Below are 17,706 nucleotides of genomic sequence, written 5' to 3'. Positions count from 1 at the left end.
CGACACGGCCGCAGAGGTTCTCGGCGCAGACGCTACGGTTAGCGGCATGGAAATCGATGCTCCGGTGGCGGGGCGTGCTCTGGTGGTGGTCGTCGATGATCGAACGGCGCATGGAGGTATTGACTCGCTCGGCCCGCTGGTCACCGAGTTACTCACCGAGGCAGGCTTCCTCGTGGACGCCTCCGTCTCGGTGCAGGCCGACGAGGTCGAGATCCGCAACGCGTTGAACACCGCGGTGATCGGTGGTGTCGACCTGGTCATCTCGGTCGGCGGCACCGGCATGTCCCCGCGTGACGTGACCCCGGAGGCCACCTCCCAGGTGCTCGACCGCGAGTTGACCGGCATCAGCGAGGCGCTGCGTTCGTCGGGCCGGGTGGCCGGTTCGCTGGACGCGGGGCTGTCCCGCGGCGTCGCGGGCATCTCCGGCAGCACGCTGGTGGTCAACCTGCCCGGCACCCGGGCAGCGGTCCGGGACGGCATGGCCACCCTCGGCCCGTTGGCCAGCAAGGTGATCGGCGAGCTTTCCGGATTGGTCGAGTAATTACGGTTTCCAGTTCTTCCGACGACATCCCTCGTCCGGCCGCTCGCCGGGCGAGGGATGCGGCGCGTCTCGCCGAAATTTTCGGCGACACCCTCCCAGACACTACGAGCGACGAACGCGGAGACGACTCCCGAAGCGAGTCCTCCGCCGATGAATGGCTGCGCGCGCAGAAGCCGCCGCACCACGGTTGATTGCCCGAATCTACGTACCAGCTACGTATTGATAAGTTTGGCTAACCGTAATTTACTTGTGATTATTTCACATCTGGGTTATTCGGCTGAGATATGTACGGCCCTGTCCCGTAATCAGCGCTTGGGTCTTTAGCGTCTGTGTCAGCACCGGCCGGTCGGTCCGGCTGTCTCCGTCAGCCATTTATGCACGTCAAGCGTTATTCGGATGTTATCAATTGTGATCTACATCACATTGATCTTTACGAAAGCTTACGTTGCAGCGCCGTTACCTAGCGTTTAATGTTCGCCACGAGCCAACCCACAACTGGACCCCGCAGGCCCGGGTCGGCACATACGTGGTCACCCGGCGGAACCTGGCTCGGTTCCGTTGCCAGCTACCCGTTGCGCCGAACTTACAGCCGGTTACACATCGGCAACAAAGCAAGGACACACTGAGCTGGGCCTGAGAGGACCATTGTCCACCTCGAAGGTCGAGGTTGACTGTTTGAACCTGATGAGGGGAAGTATGAGCGAGAACCGCACCAACGGTCTGCGCCGCGGTGTCCGCGTCGCGGGCGTCGGCGCTGCCGCTGCCGTGGCCATGGGACTGCTTTCGACCGGTGCTGCCAACGCGGACACCTTCGTGCCGTTGCCGGACGGTCAGAAGGTCGGCCCGGGCGTGACCATCAGCCGTAGCGGTGAGCGCGCGCTGATTTCGCCGTCGCTGTCCGCGAACGGCGCAGGCCGTGTCGTCTGGGTTTCGGGCAACGCGATCGCCGATGTCACCGTCACCCCGGAAGGAAAGGTCGGTCCGAACAACGGCGCCACCGGCGCCCCGGGCACCAACAACTCCTCGACGCATGGCGCGTCGCAGCTGAACACCGGCTACATCGTCGGTTGCCAGGTCAGCATTGCCGATGACGCGATCTCGGCGGGTGTCTCCGGTGGCGTCAACCTCAGTGGCGCGAACGTCGGTGGTTCCATCGGCCTCAACCTCGGTCCCGGCCAGGTCAAGTTCGTGCAGATCGACGCCAAGGACATCCTCAAGCCCGGTACGTACTCGGTCGAGTACCAGGATGCCGAAATCGAGATCCAGGGTTGCGCGGGCTACGCCCAGGCGCGGTCCTACACCGTTGTCGAGATCATCGGCGACAACTACTCGAAGACCACCCTGTACGGGATGCCGTTCAGCATCGGCTGACGTCTGTCGACAACACGAACAATCTTCTCGCTGAAGCGAACTCAATCCCTCGAGGGGCAGTACAAATGATCAACCGTAAGAACTTGGCACGGATGGCCGGTGTCGGCGCCGCTGCCACCATGGCCTTGGGCCTGTTCTCCACCGGCGCCGCGAACGCCGATACCTTCGTCCCGCTGCCGGGTGGTGAAATCACCAAGACGCTGTCCGACGGCACCGTGGTGACCATCAAGCTGGTCGGCGAATCCGCCAACATCAACCCGTCCCTGGGCTCCACCCCGGTGCACCGCAACGCGTGGGTCTCCGGTAGCGCGCAGGTCGAGCTGTCCGGTGCCGCCGGCGGCGCGATCTTCCCGGGCTACACCGTCGGCTGCCAGGTCAACATCGCGGGTGGCGGCGCCACCGGCGGTGTCGACGGCGGCGTCGACTGGAGTGACGGCCAGAACGTCAAGCCGAGCGTCGGCGCCACCACCGGCGGCAACCTGTCGCTCGGCCCGGGCCAGTCGAAGTCGTTCTACGTGCTCGACCTCGAGCAGGCCGACGACTTCGGCAACGAGGCGCACAAGAAGCGCAACAAGTTCAAGGGCACCAGCGGCTCGGTCACCTGGGCCGACGAGACCATCGGCCTGACCGGTTGTGCCGGTTACGCCCAGGCGCGGGCTTTCGTCAGCGTCGAGGTCGAGACCGACAATGTCATCACCTGGGTGACGCTGTGGGGAGCCCCGTTCAGCCTCGGCTGATCCGACGCGAGTAACCACCTCGCAAGATAAACGAAACGAGCCCGTCGCGCCCTATGCGACGGGCTCGTTTCGTCTGCAAACGTCTTGTACCCCAACATTTTTGGCGAGCTTAGCGGATATTCTCGGTAACATACGCGAAATCTGTGAGAAGTCTGGCAGAAAGCAATAACATAAGCCCCACCCGAGATCGTCCTATGACGGGATGGTCGGCAATTCGCTTGATGGACAGAACATTCCATCTCGCTATGTCGGCCTGAAAGGGGTTACTCGGCCTCGACAACCCGAGGTCGACCGCTAGAACCTGATGAGGGGAAGTATGAGCAAGATCCGCACCAGGGGTCTGCATCGAGGCGTCCGCATTGCGGGCGCCGGCGCTGCGGCTGCCGTGGCCATGGGCCTGCTTTCGACCGGCGCCGCAAACGCCGATACCTTTGTGCCGTTGCCGGACGGCCAGAAGATCGGACCCGGCGTCACCATCTCGCGCAACGGCGAGCACGCCGTGATTTCGCCGTCTTTGGCGGCGAACGGCGCGGGGCGCGTCGTGTGGGTGTCGGGTAACGCCGTCGCCGATATCACCGCAACGCCCGAGGGCAAGGTAGGACCCACCAACGGTGCCACCAACAACCCGGGCACCAACAACTCGTCGACGCACGGGACGTCGCAGCTGAACACCGGCTACATCGTCGGTTGTCAGGTCAGCATCGCCGACAACGCCATCTCGGCGGGTGTCTCCGGTGGCATCAACCTCAGCGGCGCCAACGCGGGTGGTTCCATCGGCGTCAACCTCGGCCCGGGCGACGTCAAGTTCGTCAATATCGACGCCAAGGACATCACCAAGCCGGGCGTCTACTCGGTCGAGTACCAAGACGCCGAGATCGAGATCCAGGGCTGTGCCGGGTTCGCCCAGGCCAGGTCGTACACCGTCGTCGAGATCATCGGCGACAACTACTCCAAGACCACCCTGTACGGTGCGCCGTTCAGCATCGGCTGACCGTGCCGGATCTCTCATCTCTGTTGTCGCTGAAGCGAATTCGATCCCTGAGGACATTCATAAAATGATCAACCGTAAGAAACTTGCTCGCGCGGCCGGCCTCTGTGCCGCCGCCACGATGGCGGTCGGGCTGTTCTCCACCGGCGCCGCCAACGCCGATACTTTCATCCCGCTGCCGGGCGGTGAACTCGTCAAGACGCTGTCCGACGGCACTGTGGTAACGGTCCGGCTGACCGGCGAATCGGCCAACATCAGCCCGTCCATGGGCTCCACCCCGGTGCATCGCAACGCGTGGGTCTCCGGGTCCGCGTCGGTCGACATCCAGGGTGCCAAGGGCGGGGCGATCCTGCCGGGTTACGTCGTCGGCTGTCAGGTCAACATCGACGGTGGCGGTGCCACCGGCGGTGTCACCGGCGGCACCGACTGGGCAGGCAAGAGTCCGAAAGCCGAGGCCACCACCGGCGCCAACCTGTCGCTCGGCCCCGGCCAGGCGACCTCGTTCTACGTCATCGACCGGGAGAAGGCCGACGACTTCGGTAACGAGGTGCACAAGAAGAGCTGGGCCTTCACCGGCGACCACGTTTCCACCACCTGGGCCGACGAGACCATCGGCCTGTCCGGCTGCGGTGGTTACGCGCAGGCTCGTTCGTTCGTCAAGGTCGAGGTGGAGACCGACACGGTCATCACCTGGATGGTCCTGTGGGGCCAGCCCTTCAGCCTAGGCTGATGTCGAATATCAACTAGCACAACAGGAACGGGCTCGTCGCTACCGCGACGGGCCCGTTTCTCTTTCTCGCGCAAGCACGTTCAGGACTCGTGCTTACCGCCCGCGCTGCGCTGACCCTCGGCGAGCAGGTCACGGATCTGGATGAGCAGCTCGGTGTCGCTGAGCTCGACGGCCTCCTTGCTGATTCGCTTCTTCACATGCAGAGCGGGCAGCACGAGCACGAGATACAACACCGCGGCGATGATCACGAAATTGATCGCGGCGGTGATGATCGGCCCGACCTGCACGAAGGTCGCGGGTTTGTCGGCAACCAGCTGGAAACCGAGACCGAGCTCATTGTTGCCGCCGAAGACGGCCAGGATCGGATTGACGATGCCATTGGTGAACGCGGTGACGATCGCGACGAACGCGGTGCCGATGACCACCGCCACCGCGAGATCGACGACGTTTCCGCGGAATAGAAAGTCTTTGAATCCCTTGAGCATTGCCGATATCTCCTCTACGTGTGGAGCTGACAAGTCGTGCTCGGCGGTCGACGCCCGTGGTATCGCCGATGCTAGTTGACCTTGATGGCAAATGTGCGGACAACTCAATGGAATACGACGGTGAGCGCCGTATGCAAGGACGCGGCCGCGACAATGGTGGCGTGTTCGGCGTCCATCGCGACCAGCACCACCCGTTCTTTCCCGGCGCGTCCATCGCCGGGACCGGACACCAGCACCACGGCGGCATCGGCGGCCAGCGTGCGGGCGGGTCGCGCGCCCTGCTCTTCGCCGCCGACCACGTCGACGCGATCGCCCGCGCGCAGGATTTCCGCGACGGCGGTGTCGGCCAGCCGGATCGGCACGATTCGCGCGTCGCGCGCGCCGGTCGCGACGGCGGCCAGCCGGGGTCCGACGACGCGGATATCGGTGAACATCTCGCCGCCGCGCATCGCACCGGTCAACGTGGCACCGATCACATCCGACGGGTCGCGTACGACACCTTCGGGCAGTGCGGTGGATTCGCGGGGAGCCGAGCGAAGATCACCCGCGTCGAGCACGTGCCCCGGCGCGAGGTCGTGTCCGGCGAGCACGACCGATGTGCGTTGCGCACCGGGATCGCCGCGTAGGAACAGGATCGTCGCGACGAATATCAGGCCCGCGGCGAGGAGTCGCCGGACCAGCAGACTGTCCGCCCAGGGTGGTCGATGCCACCCCTCGAAGCGGCTGCCGCGACCGAGATCGGCGAATGATCGAGTCATGGCCGGATCCTATGACCGCGGCCACACCCGCCACGCCGGGAAAAGGGCTAGCTGTGGATAACGAAGGGGCTGGGGATAACTCGGCGAATCAGCTGGCCACGGCCGTGCTGGCCGATGTGCTGCTGCCGTTGGACGAGCCGGAATCCGAGCTCTTGGAAGTCGACGGGATCGACTCCTTCGCACCGTTGTCGGACTTCGCGGGCTCGCTCGCGGTGGACGCGCCGCCGCGGCTGTCGGTGCGGTAGAAGCCGCTGCCCTTGAACACGATGCCGACGGAATTGAACAGCTTGCGCAGCTTCCCGGAGCACTCCGGGCACACCGTCAACGCATCGTCGGAAAAGGACTGAACGATGTCGAAGCGGTTGTCACACTGGGTGCACGCATACGAGTAAGTTGGCACAGCATCCTCCGCAAGTTTTCGTCATCTGGCACTCTACAGCCGACAGTGCCAACGTTGCCAATCTACCTTTCATTCCACGGCGTGATCTTCGCCAAGCCGCTGCAGGCCGCGCTGCGGAGTGAGCGCCCACCCCATTCTCCGGTCGTGTGACTCCTCCGGCAGTCGGTTAACGAGTTCTTCATCACCGACCACCGCGACCAGCCGCGCGTCCGGCCGGGCCGCCGACAGTGTCCGGTCGTAATACCCCGCCCCGCGCCCGAGCCGCACCCCGCGCCGGTCCACCGCGAGCGCCGGAACCAAGATCAGCTCCGCCCAGCCGACCGCTGCGGTGGGCAGCGTCGCACCGATCGGTTCGAGCAGACCGAACCTGGCTCGCCGCAAGCTCTCTCGGCCGGTGTACTCAGCCCAATTCAGCGGTCCCGGCGGCCCGGTAACCGGCACCAGCACCCTGGCGCCCGCCGACCGCAACGCGTCAAGCACCTGGGTCGATCCCGGCTCACCGCGCACCGGCACATAGGCACAGACCCACTCGCGCACCTCCAGCCGGCCGACGGCCGAAATCAGCCCGAGGGTGTTCGTCGCATGCTGCTCGGCGGACATCGCCGCCCGTCGAGCAAGAATTTCGGTGCGCCATGCATGTTTATCGCGCTCACCGGGCATCTCCATGGCGATCACCTTAGGCTGGCCGGACTACCGGTCGACTCGACGTCGAGTCAGGGGCTGTGACGATGGATAGGGTATGCGCATGACAGCAAAGGCCGGACAACCCGGCGATGTACCGCTGGTCTCGTGCTTTCGCACGGCCGTGGTGCCCGCCGCCGGGCTCGGAACGCGGTTCCTGCCCGCCACCAAGACGGTGCCGAAGGAACTACTCCCGGTGGTCGACACCCCCGGCATCGAACTGGTCGCCGCCGAGGCCGCCGAGTCCGGTGCCCAGCGTCTGGTAATCGTCACCTCGCCGGGTAAAGACGGCGTCGTCGCGCACTTCGTCGAAGACCTCGTGCTCGAGGGCACCCTGGCCGAGCGCGGCAAGTTCAAGCTGCTCGAGAAGGTGCGCAAGGCGCCTGGCCTGCTAGACGTGACATCGGTCGTGCAGGAGCAACCGCTCGGCCTCGGCCACGCGGTCGCGCAAGCCGAGGCGGTCCTCGACGATGATGAGGACGCCATCGCCGTGCTGCTGCCGGACGATCTGGTGCTGCCCGCGGGCGTGCTCGACGTGATGTGCCGGGTCCGCCGCAAGCGCGGCGGCACCGTGCTGTGCGCCATCGACGTGCCCAAGGACGAGGTCAGCGCCTACGGCGTGTTCGATGTGGAGACCGTGCCGGACGCGGTGAATCCGAATGTGCTGCGGGTCAAGGGCATGGTGGAGAAGCCCGCGCTCGCCGATGCGCCGTCCACCTTCGCCGCGGCCGGCCGATACCTGTTGGACCGCGCCATTTTCGACGCGCTGCGCCGAATCGAGCCGGGCGCGGGCGGCGAATTGCAACTCACCGACGCCGTCGCGCTGCTCATTGCCGAGGGTCATCCAGTTCATGTGGTGGTGCACCGTGGGTCGCGCCACGATTTGGGCAACCCGGGCGGCTATCTTCGTGCTGCGGTCGATTTCGCTTTGGAACGCGACGAATACGGCCCTGCCCTACGGGAGTGGTTGGAGCATCGGCTCGGGCCCGACTGGGATCCGCAGCTGACGACCTACGACTGAGGCGTCGGGTTTCGCCGATAGTGAGCCGTCGGGTACCAATGATGGTTCACCATCTCGCGCGCCGAATTGGTTGTGCCGAAGCGAAATCGCGCGGTGGAATCACAGGTGTGCGAAGAGATCAGGAAGGGCTGGATGCGCTCGGTTGAGGATCAGCAGATCAAGGTGACCGCCGCGGCGGTCGCGCCTCGGCCGGTCCGGGTCGCGATTTCCGAGGCGCAGGGCCTGCTGTGTGCCGAGGACGTCGTCACCGAACGACCGCTGCCCGGATTCGACCAGGCGGCGATCGACGGCTACGCGGTGCGCAGCGTCGATGTCGCCGCCGCGGGCACCGACATTCGCAACGAGGACGACGAACTGGTCGATCTCACGCTGCCCGTGGTCGGCGAGGTGATCGCCGGATCACGGCAGCCGATCCGGCTGCAGCCGCGCCAGACCGTGCGCGTCGACACCGGTGCGCCGCTGCCGACGCTCGCGGATGCCGTGCTGCCCTTGGACTTCACCGACGGCGGCCGCGCGAAGATCAAGATCTACGAGCCGGTCCGGACCGGCGACTACGTGCGGCGCATCGGCGACGACGTGCAGCCCGGCGACGTCGCGGTGCGCGCGGGCACCATCATCGGCGCGGCCCAGGTGGGACTACTAGCGGCGGTCGGGCAGGACAAGGTGCTGGTGCATCCGCGGCCGCGGCTTTCGGTGATCTCGGTCGGCGGCGAGCTGATCGATATCGATCGCACACCGGGTCCAGGCCAGGTCTACGACGTGAACTCCTATGCGCTGGCCGCGGCAGCCAGGGACGCGGGCGCGGACGTGAATCGGGTGGGCATCGTGAGTGCCGATCCGCGGCGGCTGCGCGACGTGGTCGAGGGGCAGTTGGTGCGCTCCGAGGTCGTCGTCATCGCGGGCGCGGTCGGCGGCTGGGCCTCGGATCAGGTGCGTGAGGCGCTCGAAGGGCTCGGCGAGCTCGAAATCGCCCGCGTCGCCATGCATCCCGGCTCGGTGCAGGGCTTCGGGCGGCTCGGGCGCGACGAGGTGCCTACGTTTCTGCTGCCGTCCAACCCGGTCGGCGCGCTGGTCGTTTTCGAGGTGATGGTGCGTCCGCTGATCCGAATCGCCTTGGGGCGCAGGCATCCCATGCGGCGCATCATCATGGCGCGGACCATCACGCCGATCAGCTCGATGGCAGGCCGCAAGGGTTACCTGCGCGCGCAGCTCATGCGCGACGAGGCCACCGGCGACTATCTCGTGCAACCGCTCGGTGGTGGCGCGGGCGCCTCCTCACATCTGCTCGCCACCTTGGCCGAGGCCAACAGCTTGATCGTGATAGATCCCGACGACACCGAGATTCGCACCGGTGACGAGGTCCGGGTCGCTTTCCTCGCACAGCGCGGCTGAGGCGTGGCGGCGATGAACGTGTTCCGGGTCACCCAGCATCCCGGCTGGCCCGCGCGACTCGGCCCGATCCGGGTCGCCGCGGGGGAGGTGACGCTGCGCCCGGTGCGCCTGCGCGACGCCGCCGCGTGGAGTCGAATCCGGTTGCAGGACAGGGCGCATCTGGAGCCGTGGGAGCCCACCGGCCGCGGTGCGTGGGAGGCGCGCAACCACGCGTCCAACTGGCCTGCGCTGTGGTCGAGCCTGAAGGCGGAAGCGCGGCGCGGCGCGATGATCCCGTTGGTGATCGAGGTGGACGGCGCCTTCAGCGGGCAGTTGACCGTCGGCAATATCGTGCGCGGCGCACTGCGTTCGGGCTGGATCGGCTATTGGGTCGCCAAGGATCTCAGCGGCCAGGGTGTCGCGACCGCGGCGCTCGCCCTCGGTCTCGACCACTGCTTCGGGCCGATCGGCCTGCACCGGGTCGAGGCGACCGTGCGGCCGGAAAATCTTGCCAGCCAAGCGGTATTGCGCAATGTCGGCTTCCGCGAGGAAGGACTGCTGCGCCGCTACCTCGACGTGGACGGTGCCTGGCGCGATCACCTGCTGGTCGGCATCACCGTCGAAGAACTCATGGGCACCGTCGTCGACCGGCTTGTTCGCGAAGGCAGGGCGATCTTGCCCCGATAATCGTGCAATACGGACACGCCCGGCGCATTCGACGCGCGGAGGAATTGGTGGCTTTGTGACTCGTGTGGCGGATGTGCACGGCGCGCCTGCCGGATCTCGACGTGTCACGGAATTAACCTACGGACGTCGGAGGTGCGTCCTGCACCCTCGGCAGGGAGCCTGCGAGGCGACCGGCAGCCATGCCGCAGCGACGGATGGAAGTCGGGCGGACGCGGGGCGTGCTGCGCACCGCTCGCCGGCCGAACGGACCAAACCAGGCCGGGACGGAGGTGCTGACCGAGATGCCGAACTCGATTCTGTGGATCGGCCTGGTCGTGCTCTGGGTCTTCGTCCTGTTCCCCATCCTCGCCGACCGGCACCCCAGGATCCGGCGGACCACCGACGCCGCCCTCGCCACCCGCGTGCTCGTGCGCGGAGATTCCAAGCGGCGCACCAAGAGTGGACCGGCCGCGGGCCACGAAACCGACCCCAATTGGCGGCCACGCCGCGCACAGAGAAAGCCTGACCACAGCGATGATGCGGAGGACCGGATGACAACACCGGCCGACGAACCAGTCACCGAAGGTGACCTACCGGCGATCGCCGAATCCGCGGCCTCCCGACCCGATCCCGACATCGCTGACGCTGAGCTGGACGACGCCGAACTCGACGAAGCGGCGGACGCTGCGGCCGCCGACACCGAAACGGTAAGCGCCGACAGCGAATCCGACGACGAAGTCGCTGCGGAACACGACGACGCCGTCGATGATGACGAGGTGGGCGAAGAGCGCACCGAACCCGCCGCGGCCCGGATACCCCCCGCGCCCTCCACTTCTCCGGCGCGCGTCGAGCACGACGACGACTACCTCGACGACGAAGCCGACGAGTACGCCGCCCGACGCACCCGCGACGACTACGACCCCGACGACCTCGACTACGTCCCCAGCCGCCGCGGCCGTGGCGGCTACGACCCCGAGGCCGACGCCATCGCCCGCGCCGCCCGCTACACCTTCCGCCAGCGCGCCCTGCTCGGCCTCGTCCTGGCCGGCCTGCTGTGCGGTGGCCTCGCCGTCGCGATGTCACCCCACTTCTGGTGGGGTTGCGGCCTCGCCGCCGTCGTCGTCATCGGCTACCTCACCTACCTACGCAAGCAAGTGCGCATCGAGGAAGACATCCGCCGCCGCCGCGCCGCCCGCCTCAGCCGCGCCGAACAACTCGGCGAACACCCCCGCCAAACCCACGCCTCCCGCGCCGCCATGGACCGCGACACCGCCCGCGCCCTGCGCCGCCGCTCCGCCCTGCTCGAGGTAGACGACGAAGACCCCATGTTCGACCACCTCGACCCCTTCGACCCCGCCACCGCCCGCGCCCTGCGCGACCGCACCGGCGGCGGCGACATGCGCCGCGCCGCAGGCGAGTAACCACACCAGCGTAACTCCGAATCACCCCAGGTCAGACCCACGATTCGGAGTCTCGCAACATCCTTTGCTAAAGTGACACAGCGCGGTTCCCCGGAGCCGCACGGGGCTATAGCGCAGTTGGTAGCGCGTCTCGTTCGCATCGAGAAGGTCAGGGGTTCGATTCCCCTTAGCTCCACCGAGTTAGTCATTGCACGAACACCTTTCTTCGAGGCCCTGACCGGCGGTTTTCCACTGGTCAGGGTCTTGTTCGTTGTTGGGGTGGTTGTGAGTTGGGGGATGTAGAAGACCGGAACGATGGTGTCGGGTCCGGTGATCCTGATTTCTGCGATGTGGGTTTCGATGAGGGCTTTTCGAGTGTGATCGGTGCCGGAGTTGATGAGTGCGGTGATGTTGTCGGCTACTTCGGTGAGGGTGGACAGGTCGGGCCCGGTGGGGGCGGTGTCGAGGTTGGCGGTGAGTTCGTCTCGGCGATGGGTGAGTTGGCGGTGGGTCGTGCGGAGTTGGGTGAGGCGGTCACCGATGAGTTGTTCGTCCATGGTGCCGTTCTCGAACGCGGTGAGGTAGCGATCGATTTTGGTGTTGGTATCGGTGATCTTGGCAGTGACGGCGGCGAGTTCGGCGTGATGGGCGTCGTGTCCGGCGTGGTGTTGGCGTTGGGCTTCGGCCACGGCGTCGCCGATGCGTGTGTGGTGGTCGCGGTAGAAGCGTGCCAGCGCGCCGAGCACGGCCGATTCGGTGGCGTCGGCATTGAGGCGGTAGCCGTCGCATCGGGTGCGGTCGTAGCGGTTGCGGCTGTGGCAGGTGTAGTAGCGGTAGGTCTTGGTTTTGCCGTGGGCGCGGGTGCCGATCATGGCTGTGCCGCAGGTAGGGCAGCGCATACGCCCGGTGAGGGTGTAGTCAGAGGCGTTGGCGCGCCGGTGGGCATGGTCCTCGCCGCGTTCGGTGAGTAGTCGTTGTGCTTCGGCGTAGGTCTCGGTGTCGATCAGCGGGGGGTGACAGTCCGGGACTGTGATGTCTCGAAACGAGAGTTCACCGAGATAGGCCCGGTTGGACAGGGTCCGCAGGACTTGATATCCGGACCATGTGCCGCCGTTGGTCGTGCGGTGCCCGCGTGTGTTGAGGGTCTGGGCAATCGCTTTGGACCCCAACCGGTCTCGGGTGTACAGCGTGAAGATCAACCCTACGATCGGGGATTCGTCGGGGTGGGGTGTGAGGGTCTGGGTGGTGGTGTCGGGCAGGTAGCCGAAGGGGCGTCGCCCGCCTTTCCATAAGCCTTTGGCGGCTTTGCGTTCCATGCCTGCGATGACGCGATCGATGATGGTGTCGCGTTCGAATTGGGCGAACATGCCCAACATTTGAACCAGCATGCGCCCCATGGGGGTAGAGGTGTCGAATGGTTCGGTAGCGGAGCGGAACACCACTCCGCACTTGTCGAGGTCATCGAGCAGGGTCACCATGTGGCCCAGGTTGCGGGAGAACCGATCGACGCGGTACACCAGCAGTACATCGATGAGTCCGGCGTGCGCGGCGCGCATCGCGCGCTGTAGCTCGTCGCGGTCGGTGGTCGCGCCGGAGGCGTCGTCGGCGAAGCGCATCACGATGTGCCAGCCCGGTTGGGAGTCCACATACGAGCCCAGCCGTGCGTCCTGGGCTTCGATCGAATAGGGCTGGTGTTCGTCGTCGGTGGAACGACGCACGTAGATCCCGACCCGTACTGTGTCGAGGGCATCGAGGCGGGCCGGTTGAACGCACGCGGTGCGGGGCTTGCTCTTGGGTCGCGCCATCGCGGAGAACTCCTCTCCCATACGGGCCTTTAATTGTGTTCGACTGAATTAATTTCATCCCGGGCAGGGCTTTAATTGACCGATTTTGCGCTTGTATCGAATTATCGGCATTCCCGACTTCCGCCCCCGGCTGTTGGGTGCTTCCATTGTCCCACAGATCATGTGTTACGGCCAGGGATTACCGCATTCTACCTGGGGTTATTCTGGTTCGGCATTCGGTGTCGGACGTTTCTTGCTGTCCTTCCATTCGTTGATCAGGGCAGCGAGGGCTGTGACGGCACGGCGGTATTGTTCGGGTGTCATGGGTGTGGTTTCAATTCGTTCCACGGTTATTTCTCCGTGTCGCAGGGCGGAGTGTCGCCGGGATGGGTTCGGTGGTGGTGTCTCGGTGTTGTCGCTGGTGATGCGAGACCGGCCGAGACTGTGTGTCTCGTCGTGTCCGTGGGGGTCTCGCCGTGTTGCCCGGGGGTGTCGGCATGGTGTGTGGTCGGGTTGACCGGTGCCGCGGCGGTCCGGCGAGTCGTGGTCGGGGGTGTGATGGGGGTCGCGCATGACGTTGTCCTTTCCGTGGTCAGGCCGTAAGCCGGGGCGGGCGCGTGAGCGCGATGAGTCGTTGCCGGTGTTGGTGTCCTGCGGGCAGCCAGATCGGCCCGGCGGGGCCGATCGCGTGGGTGTCGGCGGTGGTCGTGGTGGCGATGATCGGACCGGTATCGGTAGAGCTGGTGCTGATCAGGTGATGGAATTCGGTGCGGCGTCGGGGGCCGGTGAACACGAACAGCACCGGCAGGGCACGCCCGGCGTTGGCGAGTTCGTGGTAGCCGATGAGTTTGGCGGCTACGTCGGTGAGTCGTTCGGTGCCGTTGTCGAATTCGAGGAAGAACGCCACCGTGTCGCCGTCCTCTACCCATTCGCCGTAGGCGTCCGGGCGTGCGATGGCGGCGCAGCGGTGGGTGGCTTCGCGTTCGTCCAGCCACGCCTGTAACTGACAGTCAGGGTTGTCGCGGGCGTGGGCGGCCAGTAGGGAGAAGAACTCGTTGATGCCCAACTGGTGGTCGAGGTGTATGGACCGCGACAACCGCAACACGCGCTCGGCAGTCCTGCGGGGGCTGGGCAAGTCGTGTCCGGCGGTGGCGGCGGTGATCATCGCACCGAGCGGGCCGAGGGTGTAGCGCCACGGCACCGACCCGGGGCCGGGGCAGATCCGGAACCGCGACACGATGGCTCGGTCGGTCAGTTTCGCCAGCCTCTTACGCGCGACGTTGTCCGAAGCGAACAGCAGGCGCGCGATCTGCAGTGAGGTCAGAACACGATGAGTCGTGAGTAGTTTGAGCAATTCGATATCTCGGGAGGTGAGTCGGCGTTGAGCCGCGACTGCCTCTGCGATACCGAGGGTGTTTTTGTTTCCGGTGGCTATAGAAGCCACTCGGGGTTTCGTCCTCACCACTGCTCCCCCTCCTCGGCCTGCGGTAACGGCGGCAGGGCGTGTCCCGGTGGGTCTCCCGCTCTCAGGTGGGATAGCGAATGGGATACCGGACGGGACACCGATCGGGAATCCCAATGGCCCGAACAGGTTTCGGCAGTAGTGTCGAGTACGGCAGAAAGATCGCCGCGCTGTTTCAGAGTCCGCCGCTTCTCGAGCGGCAGCCCGGTCGATGCGCGTGCGGCGGCGCGTAACGCGTCGGCCCTGCCACGCACGGCAGGCGGCAATGCCACGGTGTTGAGGCTGAATGGTGGTGTGGTGTGCCCGTTGTGGACGATACGCGCGCTGACCGCGTAGCCGGGCCGGTTCGCCAGGTCGGTGTGGTCGAAGTACGGCGCGAAGTGCGGGGCGAGTTTACGGGCGTCGTCGGGAGACACGGTGAACACGATTTTGTTTCGTGCGTTGGCATCAACCGCGCCCGCGATATCCGGGGGCAGCTGGCGCAGGTGCTGATGGGCCAGCACCAGCGATACCCGGTAGCCGCGTGCCTCGGCCAACACGGTGTCGACACCGATAGGCAGGTGCAGAAAGTTGTGGCACTCATCGACGATGATCGTCGCGTCGAGTCGCCGCTGTGGTGGTAGGGCGGCGCGGCGGGTGATGGCTGCCCACAGCCCGGACAACAGCAGCGACCCGACCAGTTGGCAACCGTGCTCGCCGATTTCGCCTTTTGGCAGCCGGGCGACCAGCACACCACCGTCGAGGATCTCGGTGAGATCGATCGTGGAGGTAGGAGCGGCGAACAGATCACGGGCGAAGCGGTGCGACAACACCGCCCGCAGCCGGGAGACCACCGGCCCGTACGCCTGTTGCCGTGCGGCGGGGGTCAGAGCGTCGTAGTCGTCCCAGAACCCCTCGAACCCGCCCGGGGTGCCGTAACGGCGGGTGATCGCACGGTGGTAGCCGTGACGGGTCAGGATCGCCACCACATCGGCCAGCGTCGAGCCCGGACGACGCGCCAAGGTCAAACATGCCGCTCGGAACACCTCATCCATCCGTGGTCCCCACCACTGCGCATACACCTTGCGGAACGTGCCGATCACCATCTCGGCAGCGAACTCACGGCCCTCCAGATCATCAATCCGGGGTGGGGCGAACACATTCCACGCCGGGGGCGCGTCGCGTTCGGCCGGATCGAGGATCACCAGCCGCCCGCCCACCGATGCCGGTAACCGGTCGAGCACATTCGCGGCCAGGTCGCCTTGGGGGTCGATCACCACCAACCCGCGCCCGGCCCTTGCTTCGGCAACAGCCAAGTTGGCGAGCCAGGTGGACTTGCCCGCACCGGTCACCCCCGGCACGTGCACATGATGACGCGCGCCTTCCACCGACAGCCCGACCATCCCGCCATCGGAGGCGACACCGAGGGGTTTGGGGCGCGCCCGTCCCGGCCAATCCTGTTCCACCAGAAGCAATTTCGGTTTCGGAGTGTGCTGATTCATCGGTCGCCCTCCCCCGGTGTCGGGTTGTGCCACGCCTCGTTTCTGAGACTGCGGTCCCAGCGATCATCGAGACCGGTCCCGGGAGTCTCGCGACGATTCCCGGGAGTGCCGAAACCGTCCCGGGCAGTCTCGGCACTGTTCGCCCGGGGAGTCGCGAGGCGGGGCAGGTCACGGCGCGGGGCGCGGATGCGGGCATCGGTGGTGTCGATGCCATAGAGGGCGGCGTCGGCCGGGATATGCCACAACGCGCCCAACTCGGCCACCGTGGCGACGAACCCGGCCCCGGGCCGCCGCGACCCGACCTTGACCGCCGAGCGATACACGCGGCGAGTGATCAACCCGTCCCCGGCGGTGGCCACCGCGTCGTAACCACCGGCGATCAACGCCACTTGGGCGCGGTGTTGCCAGGTCGGGGCCGGACCCGCCACCGCGACACGTACGGTCACCCGCAGGTGCGGTCCGGAGGCTTTCTTGGCCACGATCGCCCGCGACCGCACCGCCTCTACCGGGTCAACCGGCGTCGTGCGGGGCGGGGCACCGGCCGAGGTGCCGCCGTTTATTCGCGTGAACTCCTGGCCCATCTCTTGCCCGAACGCCAACAGCGCATCGAGTGCCCGCAGGGCCGGGCGCCCAGAGCGGGTGCCGCGCTGGGCGGACACGATCACCTGTACACACCCGGCCTCACCCCGGCCGCGCCCGGCCAGCATCGTCAACACCTGCCCCAACGGGTCGACCGTGTCCACGCCCGCCCGCACGCCCGATGCAGCACTCGACGGCTCCACCACCGGAGACCACTCCCCACCGCGGGGCCGTACTTCGCGCCCGCGGACCCCTCCCAGGACCGACACATCCGGCACAGCGGTCACTACCGCCCGTGCGCCCGGCCACGCGCCCGTCACGGCCGCGATCACCGCCTGTGGTGATATCGCGGGAGGCACCCACACCCCCAGCCCCATCACGGAATCGACGGCGACGAACTCACACGCCACATACCGGGGCCGCCACCCGTAGCGGCGGGTGCGGTGCAGCACCCCGGCCAGCGAACGCGCGAAGCGCACCGACGCGTCCGGCGGCAGATGCGCGGGCGGAGTGATCCGCACCCACACCGCCTGCTCACTGTCGGACGCGCGCACCATCTGCGACCCCACCCACCACAGCAGCGCCGCTATCAGCCCCACCACCAGACACAGCCGCAACCGCCACGGCACGAGCGTGAGAAAACCGGTGACCGAGTCGAACAGATGAACAATGGTCATAACAAACCTCCTGCTACCGCTGACAACCGGCCGGGTGCCATCACTCGGCCTCTGAACTGAAGAAGGTGCCGAGCTGTAGCCCGTGTGACAGTCCGCGCGAGCAAAATCGGGCGGCTATCACCTGCCTGGACCGGATTCCGGCGCACGACCGCACGCGAGTAGCCGCGTAATGGGGTGGAGTGGATAGTCATCGGGGTGTCTCCTGTAGTCCGTTAGTGAAAATGGGCGCACAGCCCTGTCATCTGTAGACAGATCCACCGATCACCGGGTCTGTGACGGGGTGTGCGCGACTTTTTCTCCTCTCAGCCATGAAGGCTCAGAAAAAGTGCCGTCTATTGGTGGATATAGGCGCGGAAAACAGCCGATTCCGTCACTCGTCCCTGTAACAATTTGGTCAAGCTCCGCTCAGTGGCCGGATTTCCGTGAGGGTCACGCCATGTGTATGTACTGGGGGGCGGGGGGTATAGGCGCGGAAGATACCCGATTCCGTCACCAGGCCGCGTAAAGATTTCGGGCAGAGCCCTTGAGAGTCCGGTCGGGGCAGCCCGTGACGCTGCCCCGACCGGTTCAGGGT

The 17,706-nt window shown here is 66.1% G+C and carries 16 protein-coding genes, 1 tRNA gene and 1 pseudogene; 10 read left to right on the top strand and 8 right to left on the bottom strand.

Features of this window, described 5'->3' with window-relative positions; translation table 11 throughout:
- Positions 1 to 46 precede the first annotated feature (46 nt).
- The 5 genes from ACIBK2_RS39530 to ACIBK2_RS39510 all read left to right on the top strand — a co-directional run bounded on the left by ACIBK2_RS39530 (position 47) and on the right by ACIBK2_RS39510 (position 4,367).
- Entirely contained in the window at positions 47 to 541 is a 495-nt protein-coding gene (locus ACIBK2_RS39530; RefSeq protein WP_357381779.1) for a MogA/MoaB family molybdenum cofactor biosynthesis protein, read from the top strand.
- A gap of 696 nt (positions 542 to 1,237) precedes the next feature.
- Complete coding sequence (locus ACIBK2_RS39525) at positions 1,238 to 1,912, top strand: MspA family porin (protein WP_396975282.1); 675 nt, start codon at positions 1,238 to 1,240, stop codon at positions 1,910 to 1,912.
- Between the two features lie 65 nt (positions 1,913 to 1,977).
- On the top strand, positions 1,978 to 2,649 hold the full coding sequence (locus tag ACIBK2_RS39520) for an MspA family porin (protein WP_396975280.1): 672 nt from the start codon (positions 1,978 to 1,980) through the stop codon (positions 2,647 to 2,649).
- Positions 2,650 to 2,965: 316 nt separating this feature from the next.
- Entirely contained in the window at positions 2,966 to 3,640 is a 675-nt protein-coding gene (locus ACIBK2_RS39515; protein ID WP_396975279.1) for an MspA family porin, read from the top strand.
- A gap of 64 nt (positions 3,641 to 3,704) precedes the next feature.
- Positions 3,705 to 4,367: an MspA family porin gene (locus tag ACIBK2_RS39510; protein ID WP_396975277.1), complete on the top strand. Its 663-nt coding sequence runs from the start codon at positions 3,705 to 3,707 to the stop codon at positions 4,365 to 4,367.
- An 80-nt stretch (positions 4,368 to 4,447) separates the two neighbouring features.
- Here the strand turns inward: ACIBK2_RS39510 and mscL are convergent, their stop codons facing one another.
- The 4 genes from mscL to ACIBK2_RS39490 form a co-directional block, all read right to left on the bottom strand.
- Positions 4,448 to 4,852 (bottom strand): large conductance mechanosensitive channel protein MscL, encoded by a 405-nt coding sequence (gene mscL / locus ACIBK2_RS39505; RefSeq protein WP_396975275.1) that lies wholly within the window; start codon positions 4,850 to 4,852, stop codon positions 4,448 to 4,450.
- Positions 4,853 to 4,956: 104 nt separating this feature from the next.
- Positions 4,957 to 5,610 (bottom strand): SAF domain-containing protein, encoded by a 654-nt coding sequence (locus ACIBK2_RS39500; protein WP_396975273.1) that lies wholly within the window; start codon positions 5,608 to 5,610, stop codon positions 4,957 to 4,959.
- A gap of 88 nt (positions 5,611 to 5,698) precedes the next feature.
- Positions 5,699 to 6,010 (bottom strand): FmdB family zinc ribbon protein, encoded by a 312-nt coding sequence (locus ACIBK2_RS39495; RefSeq protein ID WP_396975271.1) that lies wholly within the window; start codon positions 6,008 to 6,010, stop codon positions 5,699 to 5,701.
- A 69-nt stretch (positions 6,011 to 6,079) separates the two neighbouring features.
- Positions 6,080 to 6,676 (bottom strand): 5-formyltetrahydrofolate cyclo-ligase, encoded by a 597-nt coding sequence (locus tag ACIBK2_RS39490; RefSeq protein ID WP_396975269.1) that lies wholly within the window; start codon positions 6,674 to 6,676, stop codon positions 6,080 to 6,082.
- Between the two features lie 79 nt (positions 6,677 to 6,755).
- Between ACIBK2_RS39490 and ACIBK2_RS39485 the strand changes: the two genes are divergently transcribed.
- From ACIBK2_RS39485 to ACIBK2_RS39465, 5 genes are all read left to right on the top strand, one after another.
- On the top strand, positions 6,756 to 7,712 hold the full coding sequence (locus ACIBK2_RS39485) for a UTP--glucose-1-phosphate uridylyltransferase (protein WP_396975267.1): 957 nt from the start codon (positions 6,756 to 6,758) through the stop codon (positions 7,710 to 7,712).
- Between the two features lie 132 nt (positions 7,713 to 7,844).
- Positions 7,845 to 9,104 carry a gephyrin-like molybdotransferase Glp gene (glp, locus tag ACIBK2_RS39480; protein ID WP_396975265.1) on the top strand — a complete coding sequence of 420 codons (1,260 nt, stop codon included), beginning with the start codon at positions 7,845 to 7,847 and terminating at the stop codon, positions 9,102 to 9,104.
- A 12-nt stretch (positions 9,105 to 9,116) separates the two neighbouring features.
- Positions 9,117 to 9,770, top strand: a complete 654-nt coding sequence (locus ACIBK2_RS39475) for a GNAT family N-acetyltransferase (RefSeq protein ID WP_379281082.1) — start codon at positions 9,117 to 9,119, stop codon at positions 9,768 to 9,770.
- Between the two features lie 281 nt (positions 9,771 to 10,051).
- Positions 10,052 to 11,170 carry a gephyrin-like molybdotransferase receptor GlpR gene (gene glpR, locus ACIBK2_RS39470; RefSeq protein ID WP_396975263.1) on the top strand — a complete coding sequence of 373 codons (1,119 nt, stop codon included), beginning with the start codon at positions 10,052 to 10,054 and terminating at the stop codon, positions 11,168 to 11,170.
- A gap of 102 nt (positions 11,171 to 11,272) precedes the next feature.
- Positions 11,273 to 11,345, top strand: a tRNA-Ala gene (locus ACIBK2_RS39465).
- Between the two features lie 595 nt (positions 11,346 to 11,940).
- On the opposite strand, the pseudogene ACIBK2_RS39460 reads toward ACIBK2_RS39465, so the two are convergent.
- The 4 genes and pseudogenes from ACIBK2_RS39460 to ACIBK2_RS39445 form a co-directional block, all read right to left on the bottom strand.
- Positions 11,941 to 12,954, bottom strand: a pseudogene (locus ACIBK2_RS39460) (recombinase family protein); the annotation flags it as partial.
- Positions 12,955 to 13,525: 571 nt separating this feature from the next.
- Positions 13,526 to 14,377 (bottom strand): replication-relaxation family protein, encoded by an 852-nt coding sequence (locus tag ACIBK2_RS39455; protein ID WP_396975261.1) that lies wholly within the window; start codon positions 14,375 to 14,377, stop codon positions 13,526 to 13,528.
- 14 nt (positions 14,378 to 14,391) lie between these two features.
- Positions 14,392 to 15,876 (bottom strand): type IV secretory system conjugative DNA transfer family protein, encoded by a 1,485-nt coding sequence (locus ACIBK2_RS39450; RefSeq protein ID WP_396975259.1) that lies wholly within the window; start codon positions 15,874 to 15,876, stop codon positions 14,392 to 14,394.
- Positions 15,873 to 17,132 (bottom strand): hypothetical protein, encoded by a 1,260-nt coding sequence (locus ACIBK2_RS39445; protein WP_396975257.1) that lies wholly within the window; start codon positions 17,130 to 17,132, stop codon positions 15,873 to 15,875. The genes ACIBK2_RS39450 and ACIBK2_RS39445 overlap by 4 nt, the downstream gene beginning before the upstream one ends.
- Positions 17,133 to 17,706: the final 574 nt, after the last annotated feature.

It is taken from the genome of Nocardia sp. NPDC050175 (assembly GCF_044459885.1).
GTDB lineage: Bacteria > Actinomycetota > Actinomycetes > Mycobacteriales > Mycobacteriaceae > Nocardia.
The sequence above is the reverse complement of the archived record's forward strand: the minus strand, read 5'-3'. Positions and strand labels throughout refer to the sequence as shown.